The sequence below is a fragment of the Collinsella sp. TF05-9AC genome, from assembly GCF_003438495.1.
Classification (GTDB): Bacteria; Actinomycetota; Coriobacteriia; order Coriobacteriales; family Coriobacteriaceae; genus Collinsella.
The window spans coordinates 1-11,610 of sequence record NZ_QSSH01000045.1 but is presented as its reverse complement, the minus strand read 5'-3'; the positions used below and the strand labels follow the sequence as shown (position 1 = coordinate 11,610).

The window sequence follows — 11,610 nt, the reverse complement described above, 5'->3', positions numbered from 1 at the left end:
CACATGTACGGATGAATGTGGGAGGTGTTCGGATGAAGTCGATAATCAAGGAGCTTATCAGGCTGTTAAGACGCGGTTGTTTTGGTGCTTACACTAAAATCATAAAAGTCGTATCATTTCATTAGCTTATTCATCTTTGGGAGGAAGAATGCCAACCAACAGCCAGATTCTGATAGACGGATTCATTTCGGACGAATTCTCTAAGCAGACTGAATATAGTTCTAAAGGGGACTACTTTGAACTGTTGGCTTCTTCTCGATACATGGCTCCATACGACCTTGACGACGATGAGATAGCGGAAGGGCTCATTGGAGGGTCGCGAGACGGGGGCTGCGATGCTATTTACATCTTCGCCAACAATTATTTCTTGAGTGAGGATGTCCAGATTCAAAACTACATCAATCGTGGATCAAGGGTTGAAATTGTTATTCTTCAGACTAAGGTTTCAAAATCATTCAAAGAAGACGCGTTCTTGAAGTGGAAGGACACCTGCAATGACCTTCTGACATTCGATAAAAACTTAAATGATTTCGACGATAAATATTCTGATCGCGTTATCGATACTTTTGGAAGAATAAGAGAAGCGATTCAAGCGGCGGCGATGGCCGGAAACGAAATCCGAATGAAGTTCGTGTACATCGCGAATGCGGATTCACCATCGGACGGCGTTAAGATTCAGAAAGAGCAGCTTCCCGCTGCCATTGACGAAATCGTCGGCGTAAGCCGATTTAGTTCTTCGTGTGTTTTAGTTGGAGCAGACGAATTGATGCGCATCTGGTCGCCTCCCGCAGAGAGTGGGCTTGTTATGCGTTTTTCGGGGTCCTATGCATCAGTTCCTCAGAGAACGGATGTCTTTGGCCTGGTGTCTTTGTCGGATTACTACCGCTTCCTCACTGACGACCAAGGACAGCTCCGTAGCTATCTTTTTGAGGCGAACGTCAGAGATTACGAGGGAAATGTTTCAGTCAACAAAGGAATCAGGGAAACGTTGGAGCATCCTAGCGAAGACGATTTCTGGTGGCTCAACAACGGGGTAACGATACTGGCTTCTGAAGCCTACCAAATAGCAGGAGCAGAAGTGAAAATGGAAGAGCCTCGCATCGTTAATGGACTTCAAACGTCGTATGAAATATATAAATTTATGGAGTCTCGCACAGAAGACGCCGAAGATTCCAGAAATGTGATGGTAAAAATCCTTGTGCCGGGAAGCGATGAGACCAGAAACAGAGTGATACTGGCGACGAACAACCAAACTCAGGTGAAAAAGACATCGCTTCGCGCTACTGACCAAATCCATATCCAGATAGAACTCTACATGAAAAGAAATGGACTGTATTACGAAAGGCGGAAGAACTATTACAAAAACCAGGGGAGGAAGAGAGAAGAGATCGTAACCCTCTCCTTTCTTGCGCAATGCATGATGTCGATACTTCTCGGCAGGCCGGATCAGGCAAGGGCAAGACCGTCGACACTTTTGTCTGACGAAGTTCAATATAAGAAAATATTTGGGCAGGATGGCAACCTTGAGGCTTACTACAGAGCCGCTAGTCTCGGAAAACAGGTTTGCCTGAAGTTTCCACAAATTAAGAGAGACTTAGAGGGTTCCCAAATAAGCGACATAAGATTTTACGTGATAATGGGCGTTGCTTCCATGTTGTCCAATAAAGATAGCCTGACATTTGGTGACATAGAGAATCTCGACCTTGACAAGCTTTCAGATGAAATTATTCAAACTGTTGCGGACATGGTGATGGATGTTTATCTGGCCCTTGGCGGAACATCCAAAGCTGCTAAGTCTTACGCCATGGCAAGTAAGGTCAAGGAAAAGATTTCACTACTGTTGCCTTAGGGCAATCCAGGGCTGTTCTCTAGAATGCCATCAGCAGAGAGGTCCTTTTTGCAAAGGGCCTCTCTATTTTCGTTCGGTTCCGAACAGTTTGACGATCACTAATCAGCTCGCGTCGTCAACCGCTTCGCTTTCAGCCCCTACCTTGATGCAGGCGTAGGCGACGAGCGTGCACAGCCCCATACCCATTCCAATCAGGTGCAACAGGAAGGCCATTTTCTCGCCTTACTTTTCGCCTTCGTACGGCTTTTCGGGGGCGAGCCCGTCTGGACGGCGTGCCATGAGCACGGCGCCACCCTGACGGCGGCCGGCGCCCACGAGACAACCGAGGCTATGTACAGGGCGCAGGGGCAGTAGACCACTGTATGCGGATGAAGTGCGCTGCACAGCGCCGGCACTTGGCCCCAGGGAACATCTCGGCGAGCGAGCCGACCATGCCGACGGCCTTGTCGCCGGTGAACATGCGCACGCCGCGAAGCCCTCGTAGCTCGCAATCGAGCTGGCATATGCAGTCCGCTGGTAGTATTTGCAAACTGGCTGATCAGGTAATTCTCACAATGCGCGTTTTATGCTGGCGGCGGGTTGCGGATATCCCAGTCATTGCAAAAACAATTTCCAAAACATGTGTTCTATTTGAAACTACATGAAGGAAGATCACTATAGAATGCAAGCTACAATAGCAAACGAGTATTGGACTCGAGTCTAGCGGAGGATTATGGGGTTCCAAGATATCCTTGCTGCGATTGATATCATCACGGGGCCTGACCCGGCCCTTTCTATCCTGGCGGTTTCGATTGTCGTCGCGCCGGCGTTGCTGTGGTTGTGTAAGCAGGCTTTGGCGCGGTTTTACAAGGCTGATATCTTTGTTGTGGCACTGGCGTTCGTCGCATTGTTTGCATCGGTTAGGCTTAGCCTTTTATGGTTGACGGGTGTGGCATCGGTTTTTCTCGCGGTGTGTCTGCTCGCTCTTCCCGCCAACTATTTTTGGTGTGCGCAGCGGCTAGATGACATAGTGGGCAAGGCTGATCCCTCTCTTCCCGATTGCGACTACGTAGCTGCCTTCAGGCTGATGAACTCGGTTGACCGTGATCGACTGTCCAGAAGGCAGCTCGCCTGCCTCGACAAGGACAGGATTTTCTGCAACATCTACTTGGGAAACAACGGCGTTGCAAAAAGGATGCTTGAGGACGAAAACTTAGAACCGGCTTTCAGGCATTTCGCCCTCCATATTATCGCGAACTCCGCTTGCGATCGTGCTGGGTCGCAAGCGGAACTCGAAAGCGCCTTGGCCGAGATATCCGACAAGACAGACCCTTTCATCAAAGTCCAGCTTTGGCACAACCGCGCGGTTGGCTATATCGTGAACGGTCAGTTCAAAGTCGCCGACGACGAGTTCAAGAAGACGTATCGTGAAGCCAAGCGTCTGGGCGTTCGGAATAAGTCGTTCCTCTTGCTTCTGTTTGAGAATGCAACATTGAATAAAACGAAAATCGGCTTGCCTGATGGCGGCATTGAAGAAGGGTGGGGGTTGATTGAGGAATGCGAAAAGGCGCTTGCGCCGATTGGCCCCAACGATTTTGGGCAGCTCTTCAATCTGCGGCTTCTTTTCATGAGGCAGATAGGGGCAAGCATCGAGGACAGGAACAAGTTGTATTTGGCCGAGGTCGAAAGCACCCTCAGCAATGCCTCCCTTTCCGAGCAACAGCGCGTCGTCGCTATGGCGAGCTTGGGAAGAATCGCGTGGGCCGACGGGCTCGACCCCGCCCCCGTGCTCAATTTCTTCGAAGGATGCGATCGGTTTTTGTGCGTGAGCGACCCCGATGCACGTTACTATGCCCATATGAACCTGAGGGCGATGCTTTCGGGCTTGGCGGTGGATGACCGCTCCCTAAATACTTTGGCTGAGAGCGTAATGCGGTATTTCAAGGATGGGGACGCGGAGCATGATTTGGATGTGATGGAGGATGGCCTTCCTCCCGAGGCGATTCTGCGGCGCTCCCAAGTGCTGCGAGAACGCGCTGCCCTAGCCTTAATGGTGGGAGAGAACGTTGAGCGCGCCGTGTCGTACACTGATGAGGCTATAGGCCTCCTTGAGGGAAGCTTGCAGGTTATGGCGGCGCTCGAGTGTCGATGGCAGCTTGCCCGGCTGACACTGTACGACAAACCCGAGGTGGCAAAAATGCAGCTCTCGATTGCCGAAGAGCGCCTCGCTACGCTCAACAAGCAACCGTCCCTCGGATATCCCTATCTCGAGATGAGCCTGTGCTACGCCTTGCTTGGTATGCGTGCCGAGTGCAGAGGCGCGTATGAAAGGGCCTCCGGCTTCGAGACTCCGATGAGCCATTACGCGCCCGGCATTCGGATTAACATTACCGCCGCCGCCTTCTGTGCCAGGTTCTACATGCTTACGGAAATGCTTGGAAATCCCGAAGAGGTTTGCCCCTTGCTTAAAACTCGAGAGGGCAGGGCGTGGCTGTCTCGCTATCCGAAGGTTTCTTCCCTGTCGAAAACGCTTCTTTGCGGGAAGTTTCTTGGGTATGGGGATGTCGTGCCCGCCATGACGAGGCTATTCTTGGACGAGGAAGGGAAGCTATATGCCGAAACGTGGCTCGTCGTCCAAGAGATCGGGCTCGCGTTCGATCTTGATTCCAGAAAGCCCGGCGAAGGGTATGGGCTGGTTGTCGAGATCCAAAGGCACCCGCTGGTTGCCGATGACGATACCCTTGCGAGGGTCGCTGTGCAGCACGGGTATACTGTGCTTGGTGCGAGGTTGGACCTGTGCAACGAAGACCTCCTCGGGGTCGATGACGCAGCCGCCGTATTCGATGTGCTGGATGCCTTGGGCATATTGGCCGAAGGACGCGTGCCCACATTGGAAGACATCATGAAGAGTTACCTCGAAAGCTGTGTCGACGTTCCTGCCGGCGGTTGGGGTACCTTTGCCGAGAGGTAGCTTCGTCCTGCCACGCTTCACAAAACGTTTCACAAACTTCTCGTCGCTGGCCGAGTTTTCGGCACGTAGTGCTGCAATGGCCCTGCCTGATTTATCCATCTAGCCCCAATTGACCGATTTCCCATTGACGGTAACAACTTTCTGCCGACCCACTGGAAGCGCCTGCGCACCAACTACGCGCAGGAGGGGACAAACTGAGAGAACAAGCACAGGTCGCGCGTCGTGCCGGTGCTTCCCTCCACGGGCTCGCCGGTGCGTCTCGCAAGCGCGGTCATGTGCGGACAGGACGAGATATGGCAGGAGTCCAAGTACTTCACGGAGGCGAGGACGGACGAGCCCTGCGACGACGGACGCACCCGGGGAATCGACGGTCCCGTCGATTGGGCGCGGCTCGAGGCGGAGGCCGGAAAGATGCTCGAGTCCGGCGTCGAGCTTGTGGGCAGGGTCGAGGCGGCATGGGATTTCAACCGTATTCCGGATTCTAGAACGCCGGGCCGACTCGCTTCGGATCGGGATTTACACCATCTTTCTCGACACTTCCCGAAAGGCAACCATCGGTTGGGCAGCGTCCCGATTGTTGGTGCTATCGCCTAGAATCCAATCGTCATCCTGTCCCAACATCATGCCGCCTTCCTTCCTGTCGGATTATCCTCCACCACGAGCTCGATAATGCGTTTGGCATGCTCCTTGGCGTCCCCCCCCCCGTGCAGGAACCCGCCGGAACGCCCGCGTTCTTCCCATATGCCTTCACGATCGAATCCTCGGTGAACCTGTGCCTCGATGCCCAGCCCTCATCCATCTCGGCAAACACGGCCCCGAGCATGCGGATGGGGGACCTCCTCGATGGGAACACCTGCGCCACGCGGGATCGACGCTCGAGTCTTCGGCTGGCGCGCACCTGCACGTTGTTGGTGCACAGGCGCTTGCGATGCGCATGGGAGAAGTTGAGGTAGGCCAAGGCATCTGCCTCCGCTTCCTTGAGTAAGGCGGATGCCTTCAGGCAAAAGCCCGCTATCTCGTCGCATGCAAGATGGTATAGCTCGCGCACCGGGACGGCGGACAGGGAATCCGGTTGTTTAATCAATATTCGACGCGCGGTACTTTCCAGGGAGGCTTATAAGGGTTTGACGAAGTGCTTGCTCCCTTTTTACAGCCGATTGCTGCAGATAGGTCAGCTCACACGCGATTGTTGTAAAGTCGGAAGAGAAGGCCTCCGTCGCTCCGCTCTTCTTGAGCTTGAGGATGGTTTCTCCATGGCATTTTCTAGCGATAAGTCCCGATCCGCACGGGCAGGGGAGGTGTCCGCGGTAGTTTTCGAAACAGACGGCCCCAAGCAGCTTCATGATCGTTGGAAAATCCGCTTCCCCGAAAAGCTCCTCGTAGTAACGAAGGATCCCCCGGACTCCATGAGCTCTGTCTCCGAAAGGGTAGTTTCCGTATCTTTTTCGGAAGAGATAAGAGTACAGGTAGCTTCGGATCGGCCCATCGAGAAGCGCTACAAGGGACGGGTTTTCAAGTTGGGCCAGGAGTAACTCACCCCGAACCCCTAGACAGAAGGTCCCGTTAAGGTAGAGATGCTCGTACCCGGGATCGATGACGCCGGATGTCTCCCTGACCGTTGGGAGGCTTGCAGGGTAGTCGCCTGGGACAACCAGTTGAAGGTCGAAATCCTCCGCCAAGCGAACGCCATTGTAGGTCGCGTCAAGAGAGTATGGTCCAGTGAGGATGACCTTTCCCTGCTGTCCAGTTTCGCGCTTAAATCCAGTGCGCACTTTCAGCAGCTCCTCGATAGCCCTTTCGGGGCTGGTCATCGCTACATCGACCATGGCTTCAAGGGAGTGACGACGCTAGGAACGACGGCTGCCGCTGTAACGGGCATTGCTCTTTTTCCAATCTTGCTCCCGAAGATGGCTTCGGCTGCAGCGCCGCCCTTCGCCCGCGCTCCGCAGCGCAGGTTGCCGAGGCTTCGATCGATTTCCTCTGCCCATAATGTAAGGAGCGCGAAACTCTCGTCATCCCATTCTTGGAGCAGATCCTCATCGTAAACCGGATTAGGTAGGCTCCGTGCTGCTGCGAGTGATCTCGCGCATTGGATGAAGCTTTCCAGGAATTCGATCGCCTTTGTGTTGTTGGGCAGGTGATCGGATACCTTTCCGATGATGACGGTGACTACGCAGGATGCCGGTGCCTTCTCAGACTTACCGCAGCGATGGTAGAACTCGTCCCGAGAACGCTTCAGAACCTGGACCGCTCTCTGCATCTCCGAGCGGTCAAGGGAGTCCGGTACATCTTCGATAGATGCGTAGAGGCTTCGGTTTTCCTTCAGGATTCGGGCCTTCCTTTGGGCTCTTTCCACGGCGGCGAAGCGTTCGTTCTTGTCGATGAACCACTGGCACAGCCCGCGTGGGTTGCTTCCGTGCCACCGTTCGGGATTCTTCCACGCCATCGAGACCGAACTGTCCGCGTACTCTTGGCGCGTCTTGCAAGTCTTGTCGTCTATGCAGGTGTTCAAATCGAGTCGGAACCCTCCCTCGATTCCGTTGGCTACGTATTCAACGGTGATGCACTCGTCGTATTCTTTCGCCATGTTGCCGTACCTGTCGCTTTTGAGGAGGGTCTCATCGACGGGGTCTCTGACTTCCCCGGGTGTGTTGTTTGCGCTGTCAAAGCCCGGACGATTCATGAGGACGTCGATGTCGAAGTACGCGTCCTCGTTTTCGGAATAGGGCCTCACCACGGTTCCTGTCAAGATGGAGCCGCATGGCGATATGTCCGCATCGATGCCGTGGTTTCCTAAGAATTCTCCTACAGCCTTGTAATGGGACGTCGCCTCATCGAACATCGAGGGTGTGATGTCGAGGAGGTTTGCGCCTTTCGACAGAATATTGTTGATTTCGATCTCGTTCATCTCTACTCCGTTCCGCGCATGGCATCTTTGCTTCAAATGTTTCTTATTACATTCAATCTACCACAATTTGAAATTGGAACAAAGGAATGGTAAGATTCCTACCATAGACATTGTACAGATACATTATTTAAGGAACTAAAATGCTTATCGAGTTCACATTCGAGAATTTCAAGTGCTACCGGGGTGAGACCACTCTGCAGATGACCGCTGCTCCCATTGACGAGCATGCCGAGACGCTCATCCCGGGTTCGGGTAAAAAGAAGTTCCTTCCGATTGCGGCGATCTACGGTCCGAACGGCGGGGGAAAATCCAGCGTGCTCCAAGCCCTCACGTGCTTGGAGCGACTGATCACCATGCCGTATCTCGTCCTGAGGGCGCGTCTCTCGAAGACGCCCCATATTGAGTGCCGGCCATACGCTTTCGAGGCGGAGAGCCGGTCCGAAGCGACGACGTTCTGCGTAATTTTCCAGGTCGGCGATTACACATACCGCTATATCCTCTCGGTGCTCGGCGGAGAGGTGGTCGAGGAGTACCTGCATAGGCGAAAGGCGGGCAGGGGGGCGGAGGCCACGCTGTTCGAGCGCACTGACGGCGCCGTCGAACTCGGCTCCTCCCTGAGGCGCAAGGGGGTGAACATTGACGTCGACTCGATGATGCCCTACCTGTCGTTCTTGGCGATCAACTACGATATAGAGGCGGTGGAGGAGGCGTTCGGCTGGTTCCTCGATTGCCAGGTCCTCGACTACTCTGAATCGTCCTTCGAGGACTTTTTTATGGAGCCGAGGGGCGACGAAGAGAGACAGCTGATAGTGCGTATGCTCAACGCTATGGACATTGACATCACGGGAATCCGTTACCAGAAAGACGATGAGGGCCTGGAGATCTACCTTACGCATGAGTCGAGCGACGGCACCGAGCTGGAGCTCGGCGAGGAGTCGAACGGCACGAGGAAACTGCTCAACCTCGTTCCTCCGTTTCTCAGGGCGCTCGAGAGCGGCTGCCTTGTTGTTTCCGACGAGCTTGACGCGAAACTTCATCCGAAGCTCCTCCGGTATCTCATTATGCTGTTCACGAACAGGGATATCAACAAGAACGGCGCGCAGCTGGTGCTCACGTCGCACGACATGACGATCCTCAACAGTTCCGTCTTCCGACGCGACGAGATCTGGTTCGCAGCTAAGACCCCCGAAGGCCCATCAACGCTGTACTCGCTTTCCGATATCGCTGACATCGACGGAAAGCGCATCCGCACCCAGAATGCGTACGACAGGCAATACCTCGCGGGTCGTTATGGCGCCGATCCCTACCTCAGGAGCATGTTGGAATGGGGCGGTTGCGATGAGCAATAAGCCCCCGAAGCACAGCGAGGTCAAGAAGAAGGAGAGCACGGCGAAGAGGATGAGGGCGAGCTGGGGGAAGCCGCGCGCCGCAGCTCCCTCAATCAAGATCCGCCCCGAGCGCTACCTCATCGTTACCGAGGGAACCAAGACTGAGCCCTATTACTTCGAGAGTTTCAGGAAGCGAATCAACGCAGGTTATCATGGCGAGTACGTGACGCTGCGGGTGTGCGGCATGGGCGATAACACCGTATCGCTGTTTGAGAGGGCAAGGGCGATCGCTATTGCTGATCCCGATGGGTTCACGCAGGTCTGGGTCGTCTATGACAAGGACAGCTTCCCTTCCCGCGACTTCAACGCCGTTGAGGAACGCTGCGCATCCGCAAGTGACAAAGGCACGGTATACCGCGCAGCGTGGACCAACGAGGCCTTCGAGCTGTGGTACATACTCCACTTCGCCTACGTCGATTCCGCGTTGGACAGAGGTTCTTACGAACCCATCCTCACGCGTCACCTATGCGCCGAGGGTTTCGGCAGGTACGAAAAGAACCGAACGGACATGTTTGATATCCTCGAAGGCCGCATGCGTATGGCTATCTCGAATGCGGAGAGGCTCGAGAAGCTCAATAGGGGCCTTGCTCCTGCAGACTCGAATCCGGGCACGGCGGTCCATTTGCTTGTCAAGGAGTTGCTGCCCTACCTGAACTCTGGAGCGTTAGGTGATCGTGTTGAATAGTGGCGCGAGGATCAGCGAGATTCAAAACAGTAAAGAGAGCAAACGACTGTTGGCGGCTCAGCGCCAGACGTATACGGATGCGAAACTGGTGGACTTGGTGAATGCCTGCGTTTGCCTTCTGCTGCCGCTAGGGGTTACCGTTGCACAGATCTTTCTGAACGTGCCTTGGGAGGCTCTTTTCCTGGTTTGGATTGCGACCGTGGTTGCAGGCAACTGCCTGCCAAAGCGGTCCATGTACCTTATCGACGAAGCTGCTGCCATGCAGCAGCGCTTCGATTCGGATGTCTTCGGAATCAAATTCGAGAACGTGTGCCGAGACGACAGGAGAATCGCTTTTCAGGCTGGGCGCTATCGCGAACGTCATGGTGACGACGACGGCAAGTTAAGACTTGATAACTGGTATTCAGTAGACATCGAGGGCGCAAGGCCGGGTGACGCAATCACCAGATGCCAACGTCAAAATACCGAATGGACAAAACGCTTGTTCAAACGCTGTATATGCATCGAGATCTGCGGCGCGGTTATTGTCGCTGCTGCGCTGACCGTTTTGGTTTTCTGCCTGGATATCAATCCCTTCAACCTCTTTTTCCTATTCTCGATTATAGAGTGGATGGTTCAGAGATTCTTTGAATACCGTGATGCTTTCACTAGGGTTGGGGCACTTGCGGGTTCTTTGTCATCGTTCAGGCTATCTTCGAGAGAGAATATCCTGAAAGTTCAGGAAAAGATTTTCGAGTACAGAAAAGCGCCTTATCTTGTTCCTGATTGGCTGTACGCTCTTTCCAAGAAGATAGACGAAGCAGCTACGGTGAACTGACAAATCGAACGATGTCTCTTAGTTTGCGCATTCTATCGGCTTGTATCGACGGCCCTCTCGGTGGTTCGGCTCTCAGCGGACGCGGTACCAGGTGCCTGGTACCGCGTCGTAGCGTCCTTCCCATCTCTTCACGTTCCCGTTCCCCCGGTTTTCGTGTCCCAAGTGTTTGTTCCTCGATGCCGTCGATGATGCCGTGTGACGCCAGGCGAACAATGTTGAGCGATGCACGCAACTCGGAGATTTTCTTGCCGGTGCTCCACGAGGCGATGTAAACGAAGCTGTAGTCGCTCGTGTCGAGCCCGAACCAGTTGGAATCGGCAAGGTCGACGCTACCGAGCATTCGTAAGTCGATTCCTCCTTTCACCGACTGGCAAAACGATTTACACCTAATTGCGAATATTCCTCACGCGATTTCTCTTTGCTCCCGCATCGATCTCGCTAAACTGATAGCTGCTGCTACCAGGGCATTTTCTGGTGCACATTCAATTGGCTCCTGCGAAGATCGGAGCGGGTATGTTTGCCGCCGAGTCCCACACCAGCCGTCATCACATCGCGATCGCTGCCATGGCCTGCCTATGCGTCTTGCTGGGCGGGCCTTCCTATGCCGCGGGCGCGGAGAGCCTCATCATCGCGGGCGCGACGTACTACGGGCCGGGCGTGTCGGGCCCCGGCTGGACCTGGACCGATGCCGGCCATCTGGAGCTTGACGGCTACGCGGGCGACGCCATCGGCGCCGACGGCGACCTGGTCGTGACGCTTTCCGGGCGCAACTCGGTGGTCGAGTCGCATGCGCCCGATGCGGACATCACGCAGTGCGGCATGGAAGTGTGGGGCGACCTGACGCTTCGCGGCACCGGGTCCCTGGCGGCATCGGGCTCGCAGTGCGCGATCCACGCTTCTCAGGCGCTCGTGGTGGACGGCTGCGCCGTCGATGCCCGGGCGGACGGGGCGAATGTCACGGGCGAGGCCGTGGCCGGCGTGATCGCCGCCCGTATGGCCGTGCGCGGCGGCGG

General features: G+C 54.8%; 11 protein-coding genes. 6 read left to right on the top strand and 5 right to left on the bottom strand.

Features of this window, described 5'->3' with window-relative positions; genetic code table 11:
- Window positions 1-148: 148 nt before the first annotated feature.
- A complete protein-coding gene (locus DXC52_RS09295; RefSeq protein ID WP_117747021.1) occupies window positions 149-1,849 on the top strand; it encodes an AIPR family protein in 1,701 nt (566 codons plus the stop codon).
- Between the two features lie 328 nt (window positions 1,850-2,177).
- On the opposite strand, the gene DXC52_RS10430 is transcribed toward DXC52_RS09295, so the two are convergent.
- On the bottom strand, window positions 2,178-2,378 hold the full coding sequence (locus DXC52_RS10430; protein WP_368159231.1) for a transposase: 201 nt from the start codon (window positions 2,376-2,378) through the stop codon (window positions 2,178-2,180).
- Between the two features lie 183 nt (window positions 2,379-2,561).
- Here DXC52_RS10430 and DXC52_RS09285 point away from each other — a divergent pair, with 183 nt between their 5' ends.
- Complete coding sequence (locus DXC52_RS09285; RefSeq protein ID WP_117747019.1) at window positions 2,562-4,799, top strand: hypothetical protein; 2,238 nt, start codon at window positions 2,562-2,564, stop codon at window positions 4,797-4,799.
- 604 nt (window positions 4,800-5,403) lie between these two features.
- Here the strand turns inward: DXC52_RS09285 and DXC52_RS10425 are convergent.
- Genes DXC52_RS10425 through DXC52_RS09265 form a run of 3 tightly spaced genes read right to left on the bottom strand, consistent with a single transcriptional unit; the run spans window position 5,404 to window position 7,707 of the window.
- Window positions 5,404-5,847 carry a transposase gene (locus DXC52_RS10425; RefSeq protein ID WP_370446176.1) on the bottom strand — a complete coding sequence of 148 codons (444 nt, stop codon included), beginning with the start codon at window positions 5,845-5,847 and terminating at the stop codon, window positions 5,404-5,406.
- Window positions 5,848-5,875: 28 nt separating this feature from the next.
- On the bottom strand, window positions 5,876-6,625 hold the full coding sequence (locus DXC52_RS09270; RefSeq protein WP_117747016.1) for an SEC-C domain-containing protein: 750 nt from the start codon (window positions 6,623-6,625) through the stop codon (window positions 5,876-5,878).
- Entirely contained in the window at window positions 6,613-7,707 is a 1,095-nt protein-coding gene (locus DXC52_RS09265) for a hypothetical protein (protein WP_117747015.1), read from the bottom strand. Before DXC52_RS09265 ends, DXC52_RS09270 begins: the two co-directional genes overlap by 13 nt.
- Before the next feature lie 140 nt (window positions 7,708-7,847).
- Between DXC52_RS09265 and DXC52_RS09260 the strand changes: the two genes are divergently transcribed.
- Genes DXC52_RS09260 through DXC52_RS09250 form a run of 3 tightly spaced genes read left to right on the top strand, consistent with a single transcriptional unit; the run spans window position 7,848 to window position 10,597 of the window.
- Window positions 7,848-9,056: an ATP/GTP-binding protein gene (locus DXC52_RS09260; RefSeq protein ID WP_117747014.1), complete on the top strand. Its 1,209-nt coding sequence runs from the start codon at window positions 7,848-7,850 to the stop codon at window positions 9,054-9,056.
- Complete coding sequence (locus DXC52_RS09255) at window positions 9,046-9,780, top strand: RloB family protein (protein ID WP_117747013.1); 735 nt, start codon at window positions 9,046-9,048, stop codon at window positions 9,778-9,780. Before DXC52_RS09260 ends, DXC52_RS09255 begins: the two co-directional genes overlap by 11 nt.
- A complete protein-coding gene (locus tag DXC52_RS09250) occupies window positions 9,764-10,597 on the top strand; it encodes an S-4TM family putative pore-forming effector (RefSeq protein WP_117747012.1) in 834 nt (277 codons plus the stop codon). Before DXC52_RS09255 ends, DXC52_RS09250 begins: the two co-directional genes overlap by 17 nt.
- On the opposite strand, the gene DXC52_RS09245 is transcribed toward DXC52_RS09250, so the two are convergent.
- On the bottom strand, window positions 10,584-10,937 hold the full coding sequence (locus DXC52_RS09245; protein WP_117747011.1) for a hypothetical protein: 354 nt from the start codon (window positions 10,935-10,937) through the stop codon (window positions 10,584-10,586). The two genes, DXC52_RS09250 and DXC52_RS09245, sit on opposite strands and share 14 nt — an antisense overlap.
- A gap of 134 nt (window positions 10,938-11,071) precedes the next feature.
- Here DXC52_RS09245 and DXC52_RS09240 point away from each other — a divergent pair.
- Window positions 11,072-11,610 (top strand): hypothetical protein (locus tag DXC52_RS09240; protein ID WP_147330620.1); only part of this gene is annotated, 539 nt, incomplete at its 3' end.

Bases quoted from the DNA above. Each gene is read 5' to 3' on its own strand.
- DXC52_RS09295 (WP_117747021.1), top strand. From the start codon at position 149: ATGCCAACCAACAGCCAGATTCTGATAGACGGATTCATTTCGGACGAA.
- DXC52_RS09285 (WP_117747019.1), top strand. From the start codon at position 2,562: ATGGGGTTCCAAGATATCCTTGCTGCGATTGATATCATCACGGGGCCT.
- DXC52_RS09270 (WP_117747016.1), bottom strand. From the start codon at position 6,625: ATGGTCGATGTAGCGATGACCAGCCCCGAAAGGGCTATCGAGGAGCTG.
- DXC52_RS09265 (WP_117747015.1), bottom strand. From the start codon at position 7,707: ATGAACGAGATCGAAATCAACAATATTCTGTCGAAAGGCGCAAACCTC.
- DXC52_RS09260 (WP_117747014.1), top strand. From the start codon at position 7,848: ATGCTTATCGAGTTCACATTCGAGAATTTCAAGTGCTACCGGGGTGAG.
- DXC52_RS09255 (WP_117747013.1), top strand. From the start codon at position 9,046: ATGAGCAATAAGCCCCCGAAGCACAGCGAGGTCAAGAAGAAGGAGAGC.
- DXC52_RS09245 (WP_117747011.1), bottom strand. From the start codon at position 10,937: ATGCTCGGTAGCGTCGACCTTGCCGATTCCAACTGGTTCGGGCTCGAC.